Here is a 23,169-nt window from a genome sequence, read left to right on the forward strand (position 1 = left end):
CACGTCCCATCATTCAAGACGCTTAATCTTTATGCAAAGTGCTTATAATCTTCTAAGAACTACCGTTCAGGCGACGAACAATTAGACTTCTGCGTCAATTTGGCGTCACGGAAAAACAGCGTCGGCACAGCCTGACGCCGTCTCCTTTCGAGCATGCGACAGCGGGGATCGAAGAGGACCGTCACGATACCGATCGAGGACCTGAACGACGCCTTTCGGGCGCCGCTCAAGCCGCGGTGGTCGACGGGTTCGGCGCGACATCGGCCCCGCTCGCGGGCGCTCGGCAACGGGCGAGCCCCAGGCGGCGCACCGGTCTCGCTCAGATGGGCTGGTAGGTATGCTCGTCCGCCGGGAAACGGCCGGCGCGGACTTCTTCCGCATAGGCTTCCACCGCGCCCTCGATCTGCCCGCGCAACGAGCCGAAGCGCTTCACGAATTTCGGCACCCGGTCGCTCAAGCCGAGCATGTCTTCGAGGACGAGGATCTGGCCGTCGCAGGCGGTGGAGGCGCCGATGCCGATGGTCACCGTGGTGATGGAGGGGTTCGTGGCGATGGCGCGGGCCACCGGCTCGACGATGCCTTCGAGCACGATGGCGAAGGCTCCCGCATCGCTGATCGCCTGGGCGTCCTGCATCAGCTTGCGCTCGCCCTCCGCGCCGCGTCCCTGCACGCGGAACCCGCCCATCGTGTTCACGGATTGCGGGGTGAGGCCGATATGGCCCATCACCGGAATGCCCCGCTCCACGAGAAAAGCGACGGTCTCGGCGAAGCGCGCGCCGCCCTCCATCTTGATCGCGCCGGCGCCGGTCTCCTTCAGCACGCGAGCGGCGCTCATGAAGGCCTGCTGAGGGCTCGCCTCGTAGGAGCCGAACGGCATGTCCACGACGATGAGGGCCCTGGAGGTGCCGCGGATCACGGCCTGCGCCTGGACGATCATCATCTCCAGGGTCACCGGCAGGGTCGTCTCCATCCCGTGCATGACCATGCCGAGGGAATCGCCCACCAGGATGAAGTCGCAATGAGGATCGAGGATGCTGGCGGTATGGGCGTGGTAGGCCGTCAGCGCGATGATCTTGGCGCCTTCGGCCTTGCGCTTGGCGAGGTCCACGGCACGGATGCGGCGTGACTGAACGACTTGCGACATCGATCTCAACCCGGTTTCGCCGGCGGCGCGAAGGCCGGAGGCATGTCGGGGATGTCTATACGCTCGGCATGCTGAAATCACCCGTCGTGATGACGGTCTTCGACGCTTGTAGGGTAAAGAACTGGAGCGGCTGACCGATATCCTGCTGACGATCTGGCGATGGCGTCGCCTGTCGTCGCAACCCTTGCCGGGCGTTTCCTCCCTAGACGTCGGGCCGTCTCCGGTGCCTTTATTCTGCCACAACCGGAGCCTTGTCAACGGGCTACTTCGTTTCATAAGCCCCTGACGTTGCTGATTTCGTCGGCTTTCTTCGCCGCTCAGCCCAGTGTCGCTTGGTATACCTTAAAAACGGGTGGTCAGAGCTGTCAGCCAGTCCGGCGAGGCCGAGACGAGAGCCGTCTCGAGACGCTTGTCGAGCCCGGTCAGAATCGCTGATCCGGTGAGGACGAGAACGATTCCGAGCGCCGCTTTGAGGCCCGCGCCGGCCCGCATCATCCGCGACCGCCACGCCATCAGCACCCGGCGCGACAGCAGGCCGAGGCCGAGCAGGGGCAGGGCCGCGCCGAGGCCGAAGACCAGCATGGTGAGGGCGACCTGCGCCAGATCCTTCCCCTGCGCGGCGAGGAGGGACGCGGCGCCCAGGGTCGGCCCCACGCAGGGGCTCCACACCGCGCCGAGCAGAAGACCGACGGTGAACTGGCCCGCGAGGCCGGTGGTCGCGATCCCGCCGAAGCGTCGCTCCAGCCGGTCGCTCAGGGGGCCGCCCGCGGCGGCGAGACGGACCTGCAAGGCGGGCACGATGAGGACGATTCCGACGAGAACGAGCAGGAGCGCCGCCACCGGGCGGAGCACGTCGCCGTCGATGCCGAGGCTGAACCCAACGGTCGCCACGAACAGGCCTAGCGCCACGAAGGACAGGGCGAGCCCGCCCGCCAGGGCCGCCGGCCCCAAACGATGCTCAGAGGCCGCAGCCCCCAAAACGACGGGAAGTAGCGGCAGCACGCAGGGAGAGAGAATCGTGAGCAGGCCGGCGAGGAAGGCGAGGCCCAGGGACGTATTCATGGAAGGGACGTATTCATGGAAGGGACGTATGCATGACAGGGATGCCCGCTGGATTCCCGGCGCCGCTCTAAAGGGCCTTCTCCACCAGGGATTCGATCCATTCGCCCTGCGTCTCGCCCACGGAGCGGCCGACCTCCTCGCGTCCCTTGAAGACGATGAGCGTGCTCTGCATGCGCGCATCGAACCGGCGCATCAGTGCCTTCTGCGTGTCGAAGTCGATCTCGTAGATCGCCAGATCCTTGAAACGCGGCTGTTCGGAGAGAGCCTTCAGGAGAGGCCGCTGCGCCTTGCAGATCGGGCACCACGGGGCGGTCACCTCCACGATGATCGGCCGGCCGGCTGCTTGGGCAGCGGCGAAGGCCGCCTCGTCGAACGGTTCGGCGGCGAGGGCCTCGCCGGCGATGGCGAGAAGGGCCGTCGTGAGGAGGAGGGCGCGACGGCTGATCATCGGGAATGTCTCGACAGTGAGGTGTAGGCGGCTTGAAGCCGGCCGCGTTACCGAGGCCGGCTCCCCACGCCCGTCTTTATCTCTGCGCCTCGCCGGCGGGCTTGGCGGCCCAGGCGGCATCGACCTTCAGGATCGTGGTGTCGTGCCTGTCCTGCCAGCCCTCGACCCCGTCGGCGAACCAGTAGACGCGGGTATAGCCGTTCTGGAGCAGGCGCTTGCCGGCATTCCAGCTGCCCCAGCATTCGGGATGACAGAAGGTGACCACCGGCTTCGTCTTGTCGCCGCCGGTGAGGTCGGCGACGCGGGCGAGGAACTGCGCCTCCCGCGCCGGGGCCATCGGCGCCGCGCCCGCGCCGGGCATCCAGACGCTGCCGGGAATCGAGCGGTGGGCGGGCAGCCAGGGCCGGTCGGTGGGAAAGCCCACCGGCTTCTGGTCGGCCATGGCCACGTCGATCATCACCGGTTTCTCGGCGGCGACCAGCCTGTCGAGGGCGTCGATATCGACCACCGTCGCCCCCGTGAGGGTCTTGGGGGTGTAGGCCTTCGGCGGCCCGGTCCAGAAGCCTTCGGGCTCCGGCACGTTCACGGGTGAATCGGCGGGGCTCGCCGCCCAGGCCGGGGCGCTTGACAGGACGGCGAGGGCGATGGCTGCGACTCCGATCGATCGAATCATGCGCGGCATCCTCATCGTCAGTTGCTCGGGGTCGGCGTGTTGAAGCTGTGTTCCCAGCGGCTCTGCTGGTTGTCCGTGGCCACCACCTTGATCGGACCCTTGGCGTCGGGCGCGAGGGCGAAATTGATCACCGGGTTCGACGCGATGGAGATGTCGCCGTTCATGGAGAAGACGAGCTTGCCGTTGGAGGAGACGTCGAGCTTGTTGATGTAGCGGGCCGGCGTGTAATCGCGGGTGATCTGGTTCATCTGCATCCCGCTGAAATTTGGGTGACGGACCATCAGCGTCGCCTCCGTGGGCTTGCCCTGGCCGCCCTCGGCGAACTTCATCTTCATGTCGCCGGCCCCCTTCAGGGCCTCCTCGTCGCTCATCCCCATGGGGGCGGAACAGCCGCCCGAGGCTTTGACGAACTTCACGGCCTCGTAGAGCTTGCCGTCCTTGGTTTCGGCCACGGCATGGACGTTGGTGTAGTTGTTGATCCGCACCCGGAGCTTCACCTCGCTCGGGTCGGCGGCGGGGCCGAAGGTGATGTGGGCGGCATAGGGTGAGGGATTGTCGTCGATGATGAGGTGGACGGCGGCGATCCTGTCCTTCTCCGGCATCATCAGGGTGATCGGAACCAGGGAGGCGTCGAGGGCGCGCGGCGGCGCATCGACCTTGATGAGCGCATCGGTCGGCTCGATCGCGCGGTCGCCGAAGATGGATTTGGCGATGTCCCGCCAGCGCTCCAGCCGCTCCGCATCGGTGTCGCTCGAGCCGGCGGCGAGGGCGGAGCCGCCCATCAGCATGGCGGCGGACAGGCACAGGGCGGCGGTGAAGGACCGCTTGGTCGCGGAGATCGGTGTCGGCGCGTGGGTGGTCATGGCGTCTCTCCTCGTCGTGATGATGGGGCGCTGGCTCATTCCCACTCAAGCTCCTTGTAGGCCTGAGTGACGTTGCGGCCGTTATACGTGTCGAACAGGACCCATTTCTCGCGCTCCGACCGGCCGATACTGTCGATCGCCTTGTCGATGGGCTGATCGGCGGCGATGGCCTTGCGGGTCTCGTCGCGGAGCGCCGTGAGGTAGCGCGTCAGGTCGGCGAAGGCGGGCGCGGCATCGACCAGGGTCGGGCCATGGCCGGGCACGGCCTTTGTCGCACCCAGTCCGGTCAGTGTCTCGACCTCCTTCAGCCAGCCGAGCAGGCTGCCGTCGAGGGACGGGACCCTCGTGACGAACAGGAGATCGGCCGGGAACAGGATGCCCGTCCGGGTATCGACCATGGAGAGGTCGCAATTGGTATGGGCGGTGCCGTGGGCGGTGAAGCGCAAGCTCCGTCCGCCGAGGTCGATCTCGGCCGTGTCGGCCACCTCCATCGTCGGGTACACCACCGATCCGGCCTTGTCGGCCCCGAGGATTTCCACGAGGCGCGTCCTGTAGAAGTCGCCCCGCGAATCGAGGGCGGACCGCAGGGCGTGGTGGCCGATGAAGACCGGCTTGTCCTGCGCGAAGGCCTGCGCGCCGAAGCAATGGTCGGGGTGGACATGGGTCAGCACCACATGGCTGACTGGCTTCGACGTGCGTTTCCCGATCTCGGCGCGCAACCATTCCCCATCGGCGAGGCTGCCGCCCGACTCTGTCACGAGCACGGATTTTTCGCCTACGATGAAGCCGATATTGGCGATGGCGTCGCCGTTCTCGGATGTCGCCTCGGCATCGAGGCCGCGCCGCATGAAGATGCCCGGCCCGACTTCGTCCGTCGTGAAGGATTCCGCCGCCCGGCCGAGGCTCGGCAGGCAGCACAGGCACAGCCCGCCGAACAGAGTGGCGCGGCGCGTGGCCAAGCTCCGCAGAGGCTGCGGGTTCATGGCATATCCTGCGAGGATCGCCCGGCGAAGCGACCTTTCATGAATTATCCTCCCGTTTTTATGGCTACCATCTAGTAGGTAGATTTTTGCTGCCGTCAACGGCATAAGTGCTGACGCGCGGAGTTGCCCATCACGCCTTCGTGCCTCCTTCCCCGGTTTCGCGAAGCCCCCGACCATGATCGACCGACCATGAGAGACACCAGAGCGGACCTGCTGGCCCAGGCCGAGATCCTGGTACGGGGCCGGGGCTATTCCGGTTTCAGCTACGGCGACCTCGCCGAGGCGGTGAGCATCCGCAAGGCGAGCATCCATCACCATTTCCGCACGAAGACCGACCTCGCCCTCGCATTGGTGGAGGCCTACGACGCCCGCTACGACGCGGCGCTCGCCGCCATCGTCGCGGCCCAGCCGGACGCGATCGCGCGGATCGAGGCCTATGGCCGGCACTATCTCACCGGGGTCGAGGATGGGCTCGGCTGTCTCTGCGCCGTGCTCGCCATCGAGAGGGACACGCTGCCGGACGCGCTGCGCGCCGAGCTCGCCCGGTTCTTCGACAAGCACATCGCCTGGCTGGAGCAGGTTCTGGCCGAGGGGTGTGCCGACGGGAGCCTGCGCCCCGGTCTCGATCCGGCCGCCACGGCCCGGATGGTGGTCGCGACCCTGGAGGGCGCGCTCATGCTGGAGCGGCTGCTCGCCGGATCGGCCGGCTTCCGCCTCACCCTGGCGGCGTTGTGCGACAGTCTCAGGCCAGCACGGACAGGGTGAGGAAACGCCCTTTCATCGCAGGGCGATGATACAATATAACAGGCGCCACACAGCCGACGCGGCCGATTACGCGAACCTGAAGAGCCTTGCATGTCCGACAGCCCGACACCCGCCTCCTCGAAGATCCCCGTGACCGTGCTCACCGGCTATCTCGGAGCCGGCAAGACCACGCTCCTCAACCGCATCCTCACCGAGAACCACGGCAAGCGCTACGCCGTCATCGTCAACGAGTTCGGCGAGATCGGCATCGACAACGACCTCGTCATCGGCGCCGATGAGGAAGTGTTCGAGATGAACAACGGCTGCGTCTGCTGCACCGTGCGCGGCGACCTCATCCGCATCATGGACGGGCTGGTGAAGCGGCGCGGCAAGTTCGACGCGATCATCGTGGAGACCACCGGCCTCGCCGACCCGGCGCCCGTGGCCCAGACCTTCTTCATCGACGAGGATGTCGGCGCCGCCGCCCGCCTCGACGCGGTGGTGACGGTGGCGGATGCCAAATGGCTCGCCGACCGCCTCAAGGACGCGCCGGAGGCCAAGAACCAGATCGCCTTCGCGGATGTGATCCTGCTCAACAAGGCGGACCTTGTGGAGCCCGCCGATCTCGACCGGGTCGAGGGCCTGATCCGCTCCATCAACCCCTATGCCAAGGTCCACCGCACCAGCCGCTGCGACGTCGCGCTCGATCAGGTGCTCGACCGCAACGCCTTCGACCTCTCGCGCATCCTCGATATCGAGCCCGATTTCCTGGAAGAGGGCCACCACCATCACCATGACGACGAGATGCAGTCGGTCTCGGCCAGGATCGACGGCCCGGTGGACCCGGAGAAGTTCATGCCCTGGATCTCGACCCTGACCCAGGTCCAGGGGCCGGACATCCTGCGCTGCAAGGGCATCGTGGCCTTCCCGAACGAGCCCCAGCGCTTCGTCTTCCAGGGCGTTCACCAGATCCTCGACGGCGATCTCCAGGGGCCATGGAAAGAGGACGAGGCCCGCGTTTCCCGCGTCGTCTTCATCGGCCGCAAGCTCGACCCTGAGGCGATCCGCGAAGGATTCTACGACTGCAAGGCGGCCTGACGGGCTTTGTCCGGAATCGAACCGCTCGGAGGCAGGCGCATTGTCCGCCTGTCTTCCTTTCGTCCGGATGTCCCGATGATTCTGCGGCTCGCCTTCGCGTCCCTCCTCGTGCTGACGGCGGCGGCCCCCCTCGGGAGCGTCGCGTTCTCCACGCCGGTCGCGGCGAAATACACGATGGATCGCGAGAAACGTTTTGGCGGCTTCTGCAAGCCGCCGCTGAAATTCGCGGCCGGGGCCTGCGTCAAGCGGTGCCCCGCCGGCTATCGCGATACCGGCCGGGGCTATTGCCGCTTCAAGAACATGAACCGCTGAGATCCCGCCGTCATATCGATGAAGCGGCCTTGACCGAATCGGCGAGGTCGCGGCGGGATACGCTCACGTCTCGTCCATCGGAAACCGCCATGATCTCGCGTCTCGCCCTTCGCGCCGCCCTGTTGCTCGCCGCTTCCCTCACTCTCGGTGGAGAGGCGATGGCCGGTCCGGCGCAGGATTACGAGTTCCGGCCGCGGAGCGTCCGCAACGCCTGCCGCCCGCCGCTGAAATTCGCGGCCGGCGCCTGCGTCCGACGCTGCCCCGCCGGCTACCGCGACAACGGCCCCACCTGCGGGTTCAAGTCGATGAGGCGGTAAGCGCGGCGCACCCCCGCGTCCCGCCACGACCCACGTTCGGCGACGCATGGCTGTCGTTCAGTCGAGCGTCGTGAAAGACTTGGTTTACCATTCCGGCACAGGATCGAATCCGAGCCGGCTTGATGCTGCCGGCGGCTGTCGGCTGCTCGTTCCGGGCGCCGTAAGGCTCACGGAGAGCGACGCCCCATGATGTCCCGCGCGGAACGCACGCCCCTGACCGACTGGTGGTGGACCGTCGATCGCGGCCTGCTTGCCGGCCTCACCGCCCTGATGGTGGCCGGCCTCGTCTTCCTCATGGGCGGCGGACCGCCGGTGGCGGAGAAGATCGGCCTGCCGACCTTCCACTTCCTCAACCGCCAGGCGATGTACCTCGCCCCAACGATCCTCATCATCGTCGCGGTGTCGTTCCTGTCCCTGCGCCATATCCGCCGCGTGGCCCTGGCCACCTGGATCGTCGGCGTCACCCTCTGCATCCTCGCCGGCAAGTTCGGGCCGGAGATCAAGGGCGCGCATCGCTGGATCCAGTTCGGCCCGTTCGGCCTGCAGCCCTCCGAATTCGTGAAGCCGGCCTTCGTGGTCGTCGCAGCCTGGGCCTTCTCGGAAGGTGCGCAGCGCCGTGACATGCCCGGCGGCCTGCTGGCGATCCTGCTCCTGCCCGTCACCATCGTGCCGCTGATCCTGCAGCCGGATTTCGGCCAGACCATGCTGATCACCATCGTCTGGTGCTCGCTGTTCTTCGTTGCCGGCCTGCATTGGTTCTGGGTCGCGGGCCTCGGTGTCGCCGGCCTCGTCGGCGTCGGCTTCGCCTACCAGTTCCTGCATCACGTGCGCGAGCGCATCACCCGCTTCCTCGACAAGGATTCCGGCGACAGCTTCCAGGAATACTGGGCGAGGGAATCGTTCAATTCCGGCGGCTGGTTCGGCACCGGCCCGGGGGAGGGCGTGGCCAAGCGCCACCTGCCCGACGCCCATACCGACTTCATCTTCTCCGTCACCGGTGAGGAGTTCGGCGTCATCGTCTGCCTCGGCCTCGTCTGCCTCTTCGCCTATATCGTCATGCGGGGGCTGAAGCTGGCGCGACGCACCGACGATACCTTCTCGCGCCTGGCCATCACCGGTCTCACCACCCTGTTCGGCCTGCAGGCCTGCATCAACATGGCGGTGAACGTGCGGCTGATGCCGGCCAAGGGCATGACCCTGCCCTTCGTCTCGTATGGCGGCTCGTCGCTGATCTCGCTGGCATTGGGCATGGGCTTCCTCGTGGCGCTCACCCGCAAGCGGCCGCGCATGTCGACCCTGAGCCAGAAGCCCCCGGGCACCGCGCCCGCCACCGTCGCCGGAGTGATGCGGTGACCGTGATGACGCCGACGATCCTGCTCTGTGCCGGCGGCACGGGTGGCCATCTCTTCCCGGCCGAGAGTTTGGCCCATGCCCTGCGCGCGCGGGGCGTCCGCGTGGTGCTGGCCACCGACGCCCGCGTCGATTCCATCGCGGGTGAGTTTCCGGCCTCTGAGATCGTCACCATCGCCTCGGCGACGCCGTCCGGCCGCTCCATCGTGAAGCGGGCGGGGGCGCTCCTCACCCTCGGGCGCGGCTTCGGCGTGGCCGCGCGCGAGATCCGGCGGATCAACCCGGCCGCCATCGTGGGCTTTGGCGGCTATCCGACCGTGCCGCCGGTTCTCGCCGGGCAGATCCTGCGTGTTCCGACCATCCTGCACGAGCAGAACGCGGTGATGGGGCGCGCCAACGCCTTCCTCGCGCGGGGTGCGCGCGCCATCGCCACCGGCTTCGCGGAGGTGCGTGGCATCCCCCTGAAGGCCACTGCCCCGCGCACCCATACCGGCAACCCGCTCCGTCCCGCCGTGCTCGCCGCCGCGCGGACGCCCTACCCGCCCGTGGGCGAGGCGGATGAGCGCCATCTCCTCGTCTTCGGCGGCAGCCAGGGCGCGGCGGTGATGGGGCAGGTGGTGCCGAAAGCCATCGCCCAGCTGCCCGCCGACCTTCGCGCGCGGCTGATGCTGGTGCAGCAGGTGCGGGCCGAAGACCTCACCGAGGTCCAGAACCTCTACCTCTCCCTCGGCCTCGCCGGTCTCGAGACGGCGCCGTTCTTCAAGGACCTGCCGGCCCGCATGGCCCGCAGCCATCTGGTCGTCGGACGCTCCGGCGCGTCCACCGTGTCGGAACTCGCCGCGATGGGGCGGCCGTCGATCCTGGTGCCGTTGCCCGGCGCCCTCGACCAGGACCAGGCCGCCAATGCCGCGACGCTCAGCCGGATCGGCGCGGCGCTCGCCATCCAGCAGAGCGCCTTCACGCCGGATCGCCTCACGGCCGAGCTCCTCGACCTGTTCACCGATCCGGCAAAATTGACCGCGGCGGCCGCAGCCGCCAAAAGCGCGGGCATCCACGACGCCGCCGAGCGGCTGGCCGATGTCGTCCTCGAGACGGCGGCCCGCACCTGATTCCGAGCCGGGGCGCCCTCACGCGCTCCGCGACACGACGAGACTGAGTCACACCATGAAGCTGCCCGACAAGCTCGGCCCCATCCATTTCATCGGCATCGGCGGCATCGGCATGTCCGGCATCGCCGAGGTCATGTCGAATCTCGGCTACACGGTGCAGGGGTCGGACGCCAACGACAACGCCAATGTGCGGCGGCTGGCCGAGAAGGGCATGAAGACCTTCATCGGCCATGCCGCGCAGAACGTGGAGGAGGCCGCCCTCGTGGTGGTCTCCACGGCGATCCGGCGCGACAATCCCGAGCTCATCGCCGCCCGCGAGCGCCGCCTGCCGGTGGTGCGCCGCGCCGAGATGCTGGCGGAGCTGATGCGCTTCAAATCCTGCGTCGCCATCGCGGGCACGCATGGCAAGACCACCACGACCTCCCTTGTCGCCACCCTGCTCGATGCCGGCAACCTCGACCCCACCGTCATCAATGGCGGCATCATCAACGCCTACGGCACCAATGCCCGCATGGGCGAGGGCGAGTGGATGGTGGTGGAGGCCGACGAATCCGACGGCACCTTCCTGAAGCTTCCCGCCGACGTCGCCATCGTCACCAATATCGACCCCGAGCATCTCGACCATTTCGGATCGTTCGAGGCGGTCAAGGACGCGTTCCGGCGCTTCATCGACAACATCCCGTTCTACGGCTTCGCCGTCATGTGCATCGACCATCCGGTGGTGCAGGATCTCGTCGGGCATATCGAGGATCGCCGCATCATCACCTACGGCGAGAACCCCCAGGCCGATGTCCGCCTCATCGACGTGGACCTGCGCGGCGGCCAGAGCCGCTTCCGCGTCATGATCCGCGACCGGCGCCCCGGTTTCCGCATGGAGATGGAGGATCTGGTCCTCCCCATGCCGGGCAAGCACAACGCGCTGAACGCCACCGCGGCCCTCGCCGTCGCGCACGAGCTCGGCGTCGAGCCGGAGGCGATCCGCAAGGCGCTGGCCGGGTTCGGCGGCGTCAAGCGCCGCTTCACCAAGACCGGCGAGTGGAACGGCGCGCTGATCTTCGACGATTACGGACACCATCCGGTGGAAATCAAGGCGGTGCTGAAGGCCGCCCGTGCCTCCACCGAGGGCAACGTCGTCGCCATCGTCCAGCCGCACCGCTACACCCGGCTCGCCTCGCTGTTCGACGATTTCTGCACCTGCTTCAACGATGCCGACACGGTCATCGTCGCCCCCGTCTACGCGGCCGGCGAAGCCCCGATCGAGGGCATGGACCGCGACGGCCTCGTCTCGGGCCTGAAGTCGCGCGGCCACCGCGATGCCCTCGCCTTGGAGCGCACCGAAGACCTCGCCGGCCTCGTGGCCACCCGCGCCAAGCCCGGCGATTACGTCGTGTGTCTCGGCGCCGGCAACATCACGCAATGGGCCTACGCCCTGCCGGGCGAATTGGCGGCGTTGCAGGGGTGAGGATGGGATGCGTGCCGGCGATCCGAGACGAACTGGATTTCGCCGGCATCTGAGACGGGAGCAGACCGATGCGGAGCGCCGTCTCTGGCATCACCTTCGCGATCGACGCCTCGCAGGCTTCAAGTTCACGCGCCAGGAGAGCATCGGCCCTTACATCGCCGATCTCGCCTGTCGCGAAGCGAGGCTCATCGTCGAGGCCGATGGCGGCCAGCATGCGGATAGTCTGCCGGATCGCGTCAGGGATGCGTGGTTGTCTGCGAGGGGCTATTGCGTCCTGCGCTTTTGGAATGCTGAGATCATGAACAACATCGCTGGCGTCATGGACACGATCCGAGCCGCTTTGCCCCCCTCTCCCCGCTTGCGGGGAGAGGGTCGCGACGACCTCGTCGTCGGCGCGACGAGCCCGCAGGGCGAGGGTGAGGGGGCGATTCCCGGAGAGTCACTTCCGGTGGCGCCCCCTCACCTTCGCTCCGCTCGCCTCGTCCTCGACAAGGGGGACGAGGCCCTCTCCCCGCAAGCGGGGAGAGGGGAGGTGCTCCCATGACCGCCTTTCCCGACATCACTCCCACTATCCGCGCCGCCGCGCCCGCCCTGCGTGGTCGGCTCTTGGCGAATCCGTCGCTCGCCGACCTCACCTGGTTCCGCGTCGGCGGCCCGGCACAGGTTCTGTTCACGCCGGCCGATGAGGAGGACCTCGCGCACCTCCTGGGCGCCCTCGACCCGGAAACTCCGGTCACCGTGATCGGCCTCGGCTCGAACCTGATCGTCCGCGACGGTGGCATTCCCGGCGTCACGATCCGGCTCGGCGGCAAGGCCTTCGGGTCCGTGGAGATCGACGGCGAGACCCTGCGGGCCGGGACCGCGGTGCCGGACATGCGCCTCGCCAAGGCGGCGGCGGAGGCGTCCCTCGACGGATTGGCCTTCTTCCGGGGCATTCCCGGCTCCATCGGCGGCGCGCTGCGCATGAATGCCGGCGCGCATGGCGGGGAGACGACCGACGTGCTGGTGGAGGCGCGCGGCATCGACCGCACGGGCAAGCTGCGGTGCTTCACCCATGCGGAAATGGGCTTCACCTACCGTCACAGCGCCTCGCCCGAGGACGTGATCTTCACGAGTGCGCTGTTCCGGGGCCGTCCCGGCGACCGCCACGCCATCGAAGCGGAAATGGACCGCGTCACCGCCGCGCGCGAGGCGGCCCAGCCGATCCGCGAGCGCACCGGCGGCTCGACCTTCAAGAACCCGCCGGGCGGCAAGGCGTGGCAGCTCGTCGATGCGGCCGGCTGCCGGGGGCTCACCATGGGCGGCGCCCAGGTCTCGGAGATGCACTGCAACTTCCTGATCAACCGCGACGGCGCCACCGCCGCCGATATCGAGGGGCTCGGCGAGGAGGTCCGCCGCCGGGTGCGCGAGCATTCGGGCGTCGAGCTGCATTGGGAGATCAAGCGAATCGGTGTCCCGGCCTCGACACCCGGCTAGAGGCGGCCCGAATCGCACGACGATTCTCTGCACAACGATTCTCGGCACAACGATTCTCGGAACCACGAGACCGTCTGCCGAGCAGAACCAAGGGCGAGCGCGTCACGGCCATGGCCAACGACGCGGCATCGGAAGGAATTGGAAATGTCCAAGCACGTCGCCGTCCTGATGGGCGGATGGTCCTCCGAGCGTCAGGTCTCCCTGAACTCGGGCAGCGCCTGCGCGGAAGCCCTCGAAGGGGAGGGGTTCCGCGTCACGCAGGTCGATGTCGGACCGGACATCGCCACCGTGCTCACGGAGCTGCGGCCCGACGTAGCCCTCAACGCCCTGCACGGCCCGGCCGGCGAGGACGGCACGATCCAGGGGCTGCTGGAGATCCTGCGCATCCCCTACACCCATTCGGGCGTCCTGGCCTCGGCCCTGGCGATGCATAAGGAACGTGCCAAAACGATCATGAAGGCCGCCGGGGTGAGCGTACCGGAGGGGCTGATCGTTAACCGTCATGATGCCGCGAAGGCACACCCGTTAACTCCTCCCTACGTGATCAAACCCATCGCCGAGGGCTCCTCCATGGGCGTCATCATCGTCCGGGACGGTCGCTCCCATCCGCCCCAGATTCTCGCCTCGGACGAGTGGGTCTATGGGGAGCAAGTCCTTGCAGAGACTTACATTGCGGGCCGCGAGCTGACCTGCGCGGTGATGGGGGACAAGGCCCTCGGTGTCATCGAGATCAAGCCTGCCTCGGGGGAGTGGTACGACTTCGATGCGAAGTACGCCGAGGGGGGGTCGATCCACGTTCTCCCGGCAGAAATTAAACCAAAAATTTACCAGCGTGTCCAAGAGTTGTCGTTAACGGCGCATCAAGCACTTGGATGCCGGGGCATCAGCCGTGCGGACCTTCGATACGACGACACACCGGGTGGAACCGGTGCCCTCGTCGTCCTGGAGGTCAACACGCAGCCCGGGATGACCAAGACGAGCCTTGTGCCGGAGATCGCAGCCTACGCTGGCTTGAGTTTCGGTGAGCTCGTCCGATGGATGGTGGAGGACGCTACTCTGGGTCGTTGAACGCAGCCGGTCAGGCTGGCGTCGACGGAACCCCCGCGCCCGGTCCGGGCTCGCTCGTCGCCGGTCTGGCGGCGCGCTTGCCCCGGCTGGTACGCCCCTTCATGCGGTCGCGCCGTGCGCGGCTCGCCCAGCCGATCGAGCGGCGCATCCCGCGTCATGCGGGCACGCTGACCGTCACGGTGGCCTTCGCCGCCCTATCGATCACCGGTTTCGTCGCCAGCGGCCGCTACGACCGCTTCGTGCTCGAGAACGGCCGTCCCTCCGACGTCCTCGCCCGCCTCGCCGGTTTCGGCGTCGAGCGCGTTACCATTTCGGGCATCTCCCGGCTCTATGAGCGGGAAGTGCTGCAGGCCGCCGGCATCGACGGTCATTCTTCCGTGGTCTTCCTCGACGTCGCCGAAGCGCGCCAGCGCCTCCTCGACGTGCCGCTGATCGCCAGCGTCTCGGTGCGCAAGGTCTATCCGAACGAGATCGTCATCAACCAGGTCGAGCGCGAGCCCGCCGCCCTGTGGCAGCGCAACGGCGAGATCTCGGTCATCGCCGCCGACGGCACCGTCATCGACGAGATGCGCGACGACCGTTACGCCACTCTCCCCCTTGTGGTGGGTGAAGAGGCCAACGAGCGCCTCAAGGATTACCTCGCCCTCATCGAGGCGGCGGGCGATCTCGGCGAGCGGGTCAAGGCCGGCACCTACGTCTCCGGCCGGCGCTGGACCCTGAAGCTCGACGGCGTCGACATCCGCCTGCCCGAGACCGGGGCCGCTGAGGCTCTCGCCCGCCTCGCCAAGCTCGAGCGCGACAGCCGCATCCTCGAGAAGGACATCATCGCCGTGGACCTGCGACTGCCCGACCGGGTGGTGGTGCGGCTCACGGAGGAGGCGGCCGCCACCCGCGCCGAATCCCAGAAGAAGAAGCCGAAGGGCAAGGGGACAGAGACATGAGCCGTACGATTCGTCCGGCGCCTCTCGCGTCCCGCCAGCCCGCCCTTCCCGCCTCCTTCGCCCGGTAATCCGATGCACGCGCAACACGGCCTGACGCCGCGTATGAAACCGCTCTCCGCGCGCCGGAGCACCATCCTCTCGGTGCTCGACATCGGCACGAGCAAGGTCGTCTGCCTCATCGCCGAGCTCCAGCCGGCCGAGGCTCTCACCACCCTGCGCGGACGGACCCATTTCGCCCGCATCATCGGCATCGGACATCAGCGCTCGCACGGCCTCAAGGGCGGTGCCATCGTCGATCTCGAAGCCGCCGAAGGGGCGATCCGCCAAGCGGTCCACGCCGCCGAGCGGATGGCGAAGGTCGAGGTCCAGTCGGTCATCGTCAACATGTCCGGCGGCCGCCTCGGCTCGCAGCATTTCGAGGCGCATGTCGGTGTCCGCACTGGCACCGTCATGAGCTCGGATGTCGAGCGCGCCCTGGAGACGGCGAGCGCCCATGGCGTCAGCCACGGCCGGACCGTGCTCCATGCCCTTCCCACCGGCTACGCCATCGACGGCCAGGGCGCGGTCATCGACCCCACCGGGATGATCGGCGAGTCGCTCGGCGTCGACCTCCACGTGGTCACGGCGGAGGCGGCCGCCGCCCGCAACCTGATGCTCGCGGTGGAGCATTGCCATCTCGGCGTCGAGGCGGTGATCGCCACCCCCTACGCCGCCGGCCTCTCCGCCCTCGTCGACGACGAGGCCGAGATGGGCGTCTGCGTCGTCGACATGGGCGGCGGCACCACCAGCTTCGGCGTGTTCGAAGGCGGGCACCTCGTCCATGTGGACGCCCTGGCGGTGGGCGGCCACCACGTCACCATGGACATCGCCCGCGGCCTCTCCACCCGCGTGGTGGCGGCCGAGCGTCTCAAGACCCTCTACGGTTCGGCGATCTCCACCGCCTCCGACGAGCGCGACATGATCGCGGTCCACGGCGTCGGCGAGGACGAGGGCGACGCACCGACCCACGTGCCGCGCTCGCACCTCGTGCGGATCATCAAGCCCCGGGTGGAGGAGATCGTCGAACTCGTTCGCGATCGTCTCCGCAACGCCGGCTTCGCCGCCCAGGCCGGCCGCCGGGTGGTGCTGACGGGGGGCGCGAGCCAGCTCGTCGGACTGCCCGAGGTCGCCCGCCGGGTGATGCAGGGTCAGGTCCGGATCGGCCGGCCGCTGGGCATCCGCGGCCTTCCCGAGGCCGCCAAGGGCCCCGCCTTCTCCGCCGCGGTCGGCCTGCTGGTCTACCCGCAGGTGGCGCATGCGGAACATTTCGAGCCGCGCGGGCACAGCGCCTTCGCGGGCACCGGAACCGACGGCTACATCCCCCGCGTGTACCGCTGGTTGCGCGAGAGTTTCTAGGAACGCCGGGACCGGTTGCCCGACGCCCCAGAAGGGGATCGGCGCCGGACCCGACACAAGCACATCGGCGGTCTCACCGAGAGGCCGTCAAATGAAACGTGAAAGGCACGAGAGGCTCGACACCATGGCCATCAGTCTGCAAGCGCCGGATATCCGCGAACTCAAGCCCCGCATCACCGTCTTCGGTGTCGGCGGAGCCGGCGGCAACGCCGTCAACAACATGATCGAATCGGGCCTCCTCGGCTGCGAGTTCGTCGTCGCCAACACCGACGCCCAGGCGCTCACCTCCTCCAAGGCCGAGCGCGTGATCCAGATGGGTCTCGGCGTGACGCAGGGCCTCGGCGCCGGCTCGCATCCCGAAGTCGGTTCGGCCGCCGCCGACGAGGTCATCGACGAGATCCGTGACCAGCTCTCCGGCGCCCACATGTGCTTCATCACCGCCGGTATGGGCGGCGGCACCGGCACCGGTGCGGCTCCGGTCATCGCCCGCGCCGCCCGCGACATGGGCATCCTCACCGTCGGCGTCGTCACGAAGCCGTTCCAGTTCGAGGGCGTGCGCCGCATGCGCACCGCCGAAGCCGGCATCCAGGAGCTCCAGGCCGCCGTCGACACCCTCATCGTGATCCCGAACCAGAACCTGTTCCGGGTCGCCAACGAGAAAACCACCTTCGCCGACGCCTTCGCCATGGCCGACCAGGTGCTCTATTCGGGCGTCGCCTGCATCACCGACCTGATGGTCAAGGAAGGCCTCATCAACCTCGACTTCGCCGACGTCCGCGCGATCATGCGCGGCATGGGCAAGGCCATGATGGGCACCGGCGAGGCCTCCGGCGAGAAGCGCGCCAACCGCGCCGCCGAAGCCGCCATCGCCAACCCGCTCCTCGACGACGTGTCGATGAAGGGCGCGCGCGGCCTGCTGATCTCGATCACGGGCGGCAACGACCTCACCCTCTACGAGCTCGACGAAGCCGCGACGCGGATTCGCGAAGAGGTGGATTCGGACGCCAACATCATCCTCGGCGCCACGTTCGACGAGAGCCTCGACGGCATCATCCGCGTCTCCGTGGTCGCCACCGGCATCGAGCCGGCGCTGATCACCGCGCATTCGCAGAACAACCCCGAGATCGTCCAGACCGAGCAGCGGATCGCTGAAGTGGCCGAGCGCCTGCGTGCGGAAGCGAGGGCCAGGGCGGCACAGCCCGCCCCCACCTTTCGTGCCCCCGGACAAGAGCAGCCGCTGACCGGCAACGCCCCCGCGCCCCAGGCGCCGGTCCAGCCGCAGGCCCCGCGCCCGGTGGCGTCCGAGCCGGCGGCCATGGCCCCCGAATCCGTGCGCATGGAAGCTCCCGCCGCCCCGATCGTTCACGACGAGGTCGTCCTGACCCAGATGCCGTCGCGGACGGCCGTGGCCTACGAGCCGGCTCCGGCTCCGGTCCAGGCTCCGGCCCCGGTGCAGCAGGCCGCCGGCCCGTTCGTGCCGCCGCGTCCGGCGGTGGCGGTGGCCCGCGCCCCGCGCATGCCGCAGATCCAGGATCTGCCGATGCCCGGCCAGGCTCAGCTTCGCGCCAGGAACGCCGTGGAGCCGGCCGAGCCGGCAGGGGATTCAAAGCGGATGACGCTGCTGCGCCGCCTTGCCACCGTCGGCTTCGGCGGACGCCGCGAGGAGGCCGAGACCGCTCCGCTGCCGCAGATGCGCGCGCCTGCCCCGCAGCCGGCGCCCCAGCCGGAATACGCCAAGCGGGCACCCGTTGCGGCTCCTCCGGCCTACCGTCCGGCTCAGGGCAACCTCGATCCACAGGGACGTGTGGCTCCCCAGCCCCGTCTGATAGATGACGACCAGCTCGAAATCCCGGCCTTCCTCCGTCGTCAGGCGAACTGAAACGCCACGCTAAGCGTCCGTAGCGGTGTTTATGCAACAAGCCCGGGGTCTCAGGACCCCGGGCTTAACCTCGTTTTAAGTCCTTGACCGAAAACGGTTATCCAGAACGTCTCCGGAAAGCGTGTCTGTAACAGAGCGTAAGAAAGCGTGATTTGGCTAACGCTTCGGGCCCCGCGTATACGATTTTTGGAACGAAAAAGGCGCGGCGGTTTCGCCGTCAGCGCTCGCAGGGGCTTCAAGCAGCGGACGGATCGCAGAGGCGGCGCAATCCCGTAATCCAGGGAGAGCGAGCCTGATCACGGCCGAGGGCTAGGGAATGCGGACGAACCAACAAACAACTCTCAAGGGCCCGGCCACGCTTCGTGGCATCGGCGTCCATTCCGGCAAGCCGGTGGAGATCACTCTCCATCCCGCTGCGGCCAATCACGGAATCTGCTTCCTCCGTACCGGAATGCCCACCGGTCACGACCGGCTCATCAAGGCCCACCACGCCTGCGTCTCCGCCACCGAGTTGTGCACCGTCATCGGTGACGTGGAGAGCGGCGCGGTCGCCACCATCGAGCATCTGATGTCCGCCCTCTACGGGCTCGGCATCGACAACGTCCTCGTCGAGATCGACGGGCCGGAAATGCCGATCCTGGACGGCAGCGCCCGCCTCTACGTCGAAGCCATCGACGCCATCGGCATCACCACCTGTGGGGCGCCCCGCCGCTGGATCAAGGTGCTCCGCACCGTCCGCATCGAGGTAGGACGCGCCTTCGCCGAACTCCGCCCCATCGACCGCGGCTTCCGCCTCGACGTGGAGATCGACTTCGAGAACCCGGTGATCGGCCGCAGCCGCAAGGCGATGGACCTGAACCCCGCCTCCTACCGCCGCGAAATCGCCAATGCCCGCACCTTCGGCATGATGAAGGACGTGGAGCGCTACTGGAAAGCCGGCTTCGCGCTCGGCGCCTCCCTCGAGAACACCGTGGCGGTCGGCGACAACGCCGTCGTCAACCCCGAGGGCCTGCGCTACGCCGACGAGTTCGTGCGGCATAAGTATCTCGATGCCGTCGGCGACTTGGCCCTCGCCGGCCTGCCGATCCAGGGCGCCTACCGCTCCTATTGCGGCGGCCACCGGATGAATGTCGGCGTCCTCGACGCGCTCTTCGCCGACCGCGCCAACTACACGATCCTCGAAGCCGCCGGCGCCCGCCGCGAGACCTCCCGCCCGGAATTCGGCGTCGGTCTCGGCCTCGCCGCCTTCGCCAGCGACCTGTAACCTCTCAGCAACACCCTCGCTTCGATTGCGTCAGCCTCTCGGCCGCCGCTTTCACGCCCAAATCGGACGCCACTGGTAAAGCGTCCGTGACAAGAGGCGAGGTCGCGTGTGCCCCATAGAGGCACATGGGCCGTGGCACCGTGCCGTCAGCCGCTCGACCGACATTTGTATGGCTTGACGATGCGGCCCCCTTGCCGGGCGCATCTGTTGGGGGAACCGGAATGCGTCTCAACGATCGTAACCGCGGGGCGACGGCTTTCGTGCTCCTGGCGCTCTGCGGCCTCGGCCTCGGCGGCTGCGACACCCTCGACTCGATCAATCCCTTCGCCGAGAAGTACAAGCCCGAGGTCATTCCCGACGTCCCGGCCGACAAGCTCTACAGCGAGGGCTTGGCCAAGATGGAAGACAAGGATTTCGAGGGCGCGTCGAAGAAGTTCGGCGAACTCGACAAGGCCTATGCGTATTCGGACTGGTCGCGCAAAGCGCTGCTGATGACGGCCTACTCGAATTACGAGGGCCAGAAATACGACGACGCGATCAACGCCTCGAAGCGCTACCTGCAGCGCCATCCGGCGAGCAAGGATGCGGCCTACGCCCAGTACCTGATGGCGATGTCGCATTATAAGCAGATCCCCGACGTGACCCGCGACCAGGACCGCTCCGAGAAGGCGCTGGCCGGTCTGCAGGAGCTCGTTCAGAAATACCCGACCTCCGAATACGCGGCCGATGCCAAGGCCAAGATCCAGATCACCCGCGACCAGCTCGCCGGCAAGGAGATGGAAGTCGGCCGGTTCTACCTGGAGCGCCGCAACTTCCCCGCCGCGATCAACCGCTTCCGCGACGTGGTGAGCAAGTACCAGACGACCCGCCACGCCGAGGAAGCGCTGGAGCGTCTGGTGGAGGCCTACATGGCGCTCGGCATCACCGCCGAGGCACAGACCGCCGCCGCCGTGCTCGGCCACAACTTCCCCGACAGCCCCTGGTACAAGGATGCGTTCGCGCTCCTCCAGAACGGTGGCCTGGAGCCGCGCGAGGAGAAGTCCTCCTGGCTCAGCAAGGTCTATCGCGGCGTCATCGGCCGCACCGCCGACGCGCGCTGAGCGCTCTACGCCGAAGCGGATACCGGTTCGGCGAAAAACGAGCCCTAGCCGCTCGATCCGGCCCGCGACGACACGCTTTCGTTCACGGGCCATTTTTCGAGTGAAGCCGCCGCCGCTTCGCCGTAAGACGTGGCCACCGTATCCAACGAGGCCAAACCCGCGGCATGCTGAGTCAGCTCGCGATCCGCGACATCGTTCTCATCGATAAGCTCGCCCTGAATTTCCGCGAAGGCCTCAGCGTCCTGACCGGGGAGACCGGCGCGGGCAAGTCGATCCTGCTCGACGCCTTCGCGCTGGCCCTGGGCGGGCGCGGCGATGGCGGCCTGGTGCGCCATGGCGAAGGGCAGGGCGGCGTCACCGCCGTGTTCGATGTGCCCCTCGACCATCCCGCCCGCCGCCTCGCGGCCGAGGCCGATATCGACACCGAGGGCGACCTGATCCTGCGCCGGGTGCAGATGGCGGACGGCCGTACCCGCGCCTTCGTCAACGATCAGGCCGTCGGCGTGCAGGTGCTGCGGGCCATCGGCGCCACCCTCGTGGAGATCCACGGCCAGCACGACGATCGTGCTTTGGCCGATCCCGGCACACACCGCGCCATCCTCGACGCGTTCGGCGGCCTGCACGCCCCCCTGGCGGCGGTGGGGGAGGCGGCCAAGCGCGTGCGCACCGCCCGCTCCGCCCTGGCCGAGCATCGCGCCAGGGTCGAGGCCGCCCGCAAGGAAGTGGATTTCCTGCGCCACGCGGCCTCGGAGCTCGAAACGCTCGATCCCCAGGCCGGCGAGGAAACCTCGCTGGCCGAGCGCCGCATGGTCATGCAGCAGAGCGAGAAGGTGGCCCGCGAGCTGACCGAGGCGATCGAGGCGGCGGGCGGCCCGAATTCGGCCGTGTCCCACCTCTCCTCGGCGATGCGTAAGCTGGAGCGGCGGGCGAGCCAGATCCCGGCCCTGGTCGAGCCCTGCATCGCCGCCCTGGATGCCGCGCTCGCCGCCCTCGACGAGGCTCATTCCGTTCTCGACACGGCGTTGCGCGAATCGGAATTCGATCCGCGCGAGTTGGAGCAGGTCGAGGAGCGGCTGTTCGCCCTCCGTGCGGCCTCCCGCAAGTATCAGGTGCCGGTGGACGACCTCGCCGCCCTGCGCCAGCGCTACGAGGCGGATGTGGCCGCCATCGATGCCGGCGAGGAGGCTCTCACTGGCCTGGAGGCGACCCTCGCCCAGGCCGAGGCCGCCTATGCCAAGGCCGCGACCAAGCTCAGCGAGGGGCGTCGCAAGGCCGCCAAGGCCCTCGACCTCGCGGTGAAGGCCGAATTACCGCCCCTGAAGCTGGAGCGCGCCCGCTTCATCACCGAGATCGTCACCGATCCCGAATCGCGGGACCCGGCGGGCTACGAGCGCGTGGAGTTCTGGGCCCAGACCAATCCCGGAACGCGGCCCGGCCCGATGATGAAGGTGGCGTCCGGCGGCGAGCTCTCCCGCTTCATGCTGGCCCTCAAGGTGGTGCTGGCCGACAAGGGCTCGGCCCCGACCCTGATCTTCGACGAGATCGATACCGGCGTCGGCGGCGCGGTGGCCGATGCCATCGGCGCCCGCCTCGCCCGTCTCGCCGCCGGGGTGCAGGTCGTGGCCGTGACCCATGCCCCTCAGGTCGCCGCGCGGGCCGAGACGCATTTCCTCATCGCCAAGGACCCGGTGAAGGGCCGCGACCGGGTCGCCACCCGCGTCTCGCCCCTCGAAGCCCCGGCGCGGCGCGAGGAGATCGCCCGGATGCTGGCTGGAGCCACCGTGACCGACGAGGCCCGCGCGGCGGCGGCGCGACTTCTTCAATCCACGGATGCGTGAGGCGCGATCTTAACCTTTGGTTAACCATCTTCGCTGATGATGCGAGCACGACGCAGGGAATCTTAGCGAAACGCGTCGGCACATCGGGAGATCGCGTGATGGATCTGGGTGACGGTGAGACCGATCCCCGGCCTGTGAACGAAGCGGATGGGATGCCGATCCTGTCGAGTCCGACCCGTCACCATCTCGGTGGCACTCTTCGGGCGATCTACGAAGACACGTTCGACACGCAGCCGATCCCCGACGGTCAGATCGACCTTCTCCTGCGCCTCCGGCACAAGGAACGCGATCGCCGCCGCGTGGGCTGATCCCGTTCTCCGGAGATCGCCGCTACCAGCGGCGAGCTCCCGGCATGCGCTGATACTCGGCGCCGCGGATCAGGGTCATCACCGCGTCGAGCTCCGCCAGCAGGGCGCGCTCGTCCTGGCCCGCCTTCTCCACCTCGCCCGGATCGGTCCCGAATTGACGGCGCTGCTGGGCGAAAGCGAGGTCGCGTTCGAGGTCCTCCCTGCGCTCGTGCAGGGCGAGGAAATCGGCATCGCCATCACCCCCGGCGGGTGTCATGCTCGATTCGTTCTCCAAGATGCTGACCTTCCAGGACGGCTGGCGAGACGGGCTGCTCCGTCATCGACATCGCCGAATC

24 protein-coding genes are annotated in these 23,169 nt (G+C 68.0%); 17 read left to right on the forward strand and 7 right to left on the reverse strand.

Annotation, left to right across the window (positions count from 1 at the left end):
* Positions 1-319: 319 nt before the first annotated feature.
* The 6 genes from panB to IPV08_RS20920 form a co-directional block, all read right to left on the reverse strand.
* Positions 320-1,144: a 3-methyl-2-oxobutanoate hydroxymethyltransferase gene (gene panB, locus IPV08_RS20895; RefSeq protein ID WP_207413419.1), complete on the reverse strand. Its 825-nt coding sequence runs from the start codon at positions 1,142-1,144 to the stop codon at positions 320-322.
* A 342-nt stretch (positions 1,145-1,486) separates the two neighbouring features.
* Positions 1,487-2,206 carry a cytochrome c biogenesis protein CcdA gene (locus IPV08_RS20900; RefSeq protein WP_207413421.1) on the reverse strand — a complete coding sequence of 240 codons (720 nt, stop codon included), beginning with the start codon at positions 2,204-2,206 and terminating at the stop codon, positions 1,487-1,489.
* 67 nt (positions 2,207-2,273) lie between these two features.
* Positions 2,274-2,654 carry a thioredoxin family protein gene (locus tag IPV08_RS20905; protein WP_207413423.1) on the reverse strand — a complete coding sequence of 127 codons (381 nt, stop codon included), beginning with the start codon at positions 2,652-2,654 and terminating at the stop codon, positions 2,274-2,276.
* 76 nt (positions 2,655-2,730) lie between these two features.
* The gene (locus IPV08_RS20910; protein ID WP_207413425.1) at positions 2,731-3,336 is read right to left on the reverse strand and encodes a rhodanese-like domain-containing protein; all 606 of its coding nucleotides are present in this window, start codon (positions 3,334-3,336) and stop codon (positions 2,731-2,733) included.
* Between the two features lie 8 nt (positions 3,337-3,344).
* On the reverse strand, positions 3,345-4,190 hold the full coding sequence (locus tag IPV08_RS20915; protein ID WP_207413427.1) for a quinoprotein dehydrogenase-associated SoxYZ-like carrier: 846 nt from the start codon (positions 4,188-4,190) through the stop codon (positions 3,345-3,347).
* 35 nt (positions 4,191-4,225) lie between these two features.
* The gene (locus IPV08_RS20920; protein WP_246748106.1) at positions 4,226-5,173 is read right to left on the reverse strand and encodes a quinoprotein relay system zinc metallohydrolase 2; all 948 of its coding nucleotides are present in this window, start codon (positions 5,171-5,173) and stop codon (positions 4,226-4,228) included.
* Positions 5,174-5,362: 189 nt separating this feature from the next.
* Between IPV08_RS20920 and IPV08_RS20925 the strand changes: the two genes are divergently transcribed.
* From IPV08_RS20925 to IPV08_RS21005, 17 genes are all read left to right on the forward strand, one after another.
* The gene (locus tag IPV08_RS20925) at positions 5,363-5,938 is read left to right on the forward strand and encodes a TetR/AcrR family transcriptional regulator (protein WP_207413428.1); all 576 of its coding nucleotides are present in this window, start codon (positions 5,363-5,365) and stop codon (positions 5,936-5,938) included.
* A gap of 90 nt (positions 5,939-6,028) precedes the next feature.
* Complete coding sequence (locus IPV08_RS20930; RefSeq protein ID WP_056434552.1) at positions 6,029-7,015, forward strand: GTP-binding protein; 987 nt, start codon at positions 6,029-6,031, stop codon at positions 7,013-7,015.
* Positions 7,016-7,090: 75 nt separating this feature from the next.
* Positions 7,091-7,327, forward strand: coding sequence for a hypothetical protein (locus IPV08_RS20935; protein WP_207413430.1), 237 nt, complete (start codon positions 7,091-7,093; stop codon positions 7,325-7,327).
* Positions 7,328-7,416: 89 nt separating this feature from the next.
* Positions 7,417-7,644 carry a hypothetical protein gene (locus IPV08_RS20940; protein ID WP_207413432.1) on the forward strand — a complete coding sequence of 76 codons (228 nt, stop codon included), beginning with the start codon at positions 7,417-7,419 and terminating at the stop codon, positions 7,642-7,644.
* 186 nt (positions 7,645-7,830) lie between these two features.
* Complete coding sequence (locus IPV08_RS20945) at positions 7,831-8,997, forward strand: putative peptidoglycan glycosyltransferase FtsW (protein WP_056434546.1); 1,167 nt, start codon at positions 7,831-7,833, stop codon at positions 8,995-8,997.
* A complete protein-coding gene (gene murG, locus IPV08_RS20950) occupies positions 8,994-10,103 on the forward strand; it encodes an undecaprenyldiphospho-muramoylpentapeptide beta-N-acetylglucosaminyltransferase (protein ID WP_056434544.1) in 1,110 nt (369 codons plus the stop codon). The genes IPV08_RS20945 and murG overlap by 4 nt, the downstream gene beginning before the upstream one ends.
* A gap of 55 nt (positions 10,104-10,158) precedes the next feature.
* A complete protein-coding gene (murC, locus tag IPV08_RS20955; RefSeq protein WP_056434542.1) occupies positions 10,159-11,565 on the forward strand; it encodes a UDP-N-acetylmuramate--L-alanine ligase in 1,407 nt (468 codons plus the stop codon).
* A gap of 7 nt (positions 11,566-11,572) precedes the next feature.
* On the forward strand, positions 11,573-12,109 hold the full coding sequence (locus IPV08_RS20960; RefSeq protein ID WP_207413434.1) for a DUF559 domain-containing protein: 537 nt from the start codon (positions 11,573-11,575) through the stop codon (positions 12,107-12,109).
* On the forward strand, positions 12,106-13,041 hold the full coding sequence (gene murB / locus IPV08_RS20965) for a UDP-N-acetylmuramate dehydrogenase (protein ID WP_207413436.1): 936 nt from the start codon (positions 12,106-12,108) through the stop codon (positions 13,039-13,041). Before IPV08_RS20960 ends, murB begins: the two co-directional genes overlap by 4 nt.
* Positions 13,042-13,185: 144 nt before the next feature.
* Complete coding sequence (locus IPV08_RS20970) at positions 13,186-14,109, forward strand: D-alanine--D-alanine ligase (protein ID WP_207413437.1); 924 nt, start codon at positions 13,186-13,188, stop codon at positions 14,107-14,109.
* Positions 14,076-15,050: a cell division protein FtsQ/DivIB gene (locus tag IPV08_RS20975; protein WP_056434534.1), complete on the forward strand. Its 975-nt coding sequence runs from the start codon at positions 14,076-14,078 to the stop codon at positions 15,048-15,050. The genes IPV08_RS20970 and IPV08_RS20975 overlap by 34 nt, the downstream gene beginning before the upstream one ends.
* Before the next feature lie 72 nt (positions 15,051-15,122).
* Positions 15,123-16,445, forward strand: a complete 1,323-nt coding sequence (ftsA, locus tag IPV08_RS20980; RefSeq protein ID WP_056434532.1) for a cell division protein FtsA — start codon at positions 15,123-15,125, stop codon at positions 16,443-16,445.
* A gap of 124 nt (positions 16,446-16,569) precedes the next feature.
* The gene (gene ftsZ, locus IPV08_RS20985) at positions 16,570-18,324 is read left to right on the forward strand and encodes a cell division protein FtsZ (protein WP_056434530.1); all 1,755 of its coding nucleotides are present in this window, start codon (positions 16,570-16,572) and stop codon (positions 18,322-18,324) included.
* 316 nt (positions 18,325-18,640) lie between these two features.
* Positions 18,641-19,588, forward strand: coding sequence for a UDP-3-O-acyl-N-acetylglucosamine deacetylase (lpxC, locus tag IPV08_RS20990; RefSeq protein WP_056434528.1), 948 nt, complete (start codon positions 18,641-18,643; stop codon positions 19,586-19,588).
* A 221-nt stretch (positions 19,589-19,809) separates the two neighbouring features.
* On the forward strand, positions 19,810-20,688 hold the full coding sequence (locus tag IPV08_RS20995; RefSeq protein ID WP_056434527.1) for an outer membrane protein assembly factor BamD: 879 nt from the start codon (positions 19,810-19,812) through the stop codon (positions 20,686-20,688).
* 164 nt (positions 20,689-20,852) lie between these two features.
* Positions 20,853-22,526, forward strand: coding sequence for a DNA repair protein RecN (recN, locus tag IPV08_RS21000; RefSeq protein ID WP_056434525.1), 1,674 nt, complete (start codon positions 20,853-20,855; stop codon positions 22,524-22,526).
* A 98-nt stretch (positions 22,527-22,624) separates the two neighbouring features.
* Positions 22,625-22,834: a hypothetical protein gene (locus IPV08_RS21005; protein WP_056434523.1), complete on the forward strand. Its 210-nt coding sequence runs from the start codon at positions 22,625-22,627 to the stop codon at positions 22,832-22,834.
* 22 nt (positions 22,835-22,856) lie between these two features.
* Here IPV08_RS21005 and IPV08_RS21010 read toward each other — a convergent pair whose 3' ends face one another.
* Entirely contained in the window at positions 22,857-23,090 is a 234-nt protein-coding gene (locus tag IPV08_RS21010) for a hypothetical protein (protein ID WP_056434520.1), read from the reverse strand.
* Between the last annotated feature and the right edge of the window lie 79 nt (positions 23,091-23,169).

Source organism: Methylobacterium sp. SD274 (genome assembly GCF_017355285.1).
Lineage (GTDB): Bacteria > Pseudomonadota > Alphaproteobacteria > Rhizobiales > Beijerinckiaceae > Methylobacterium.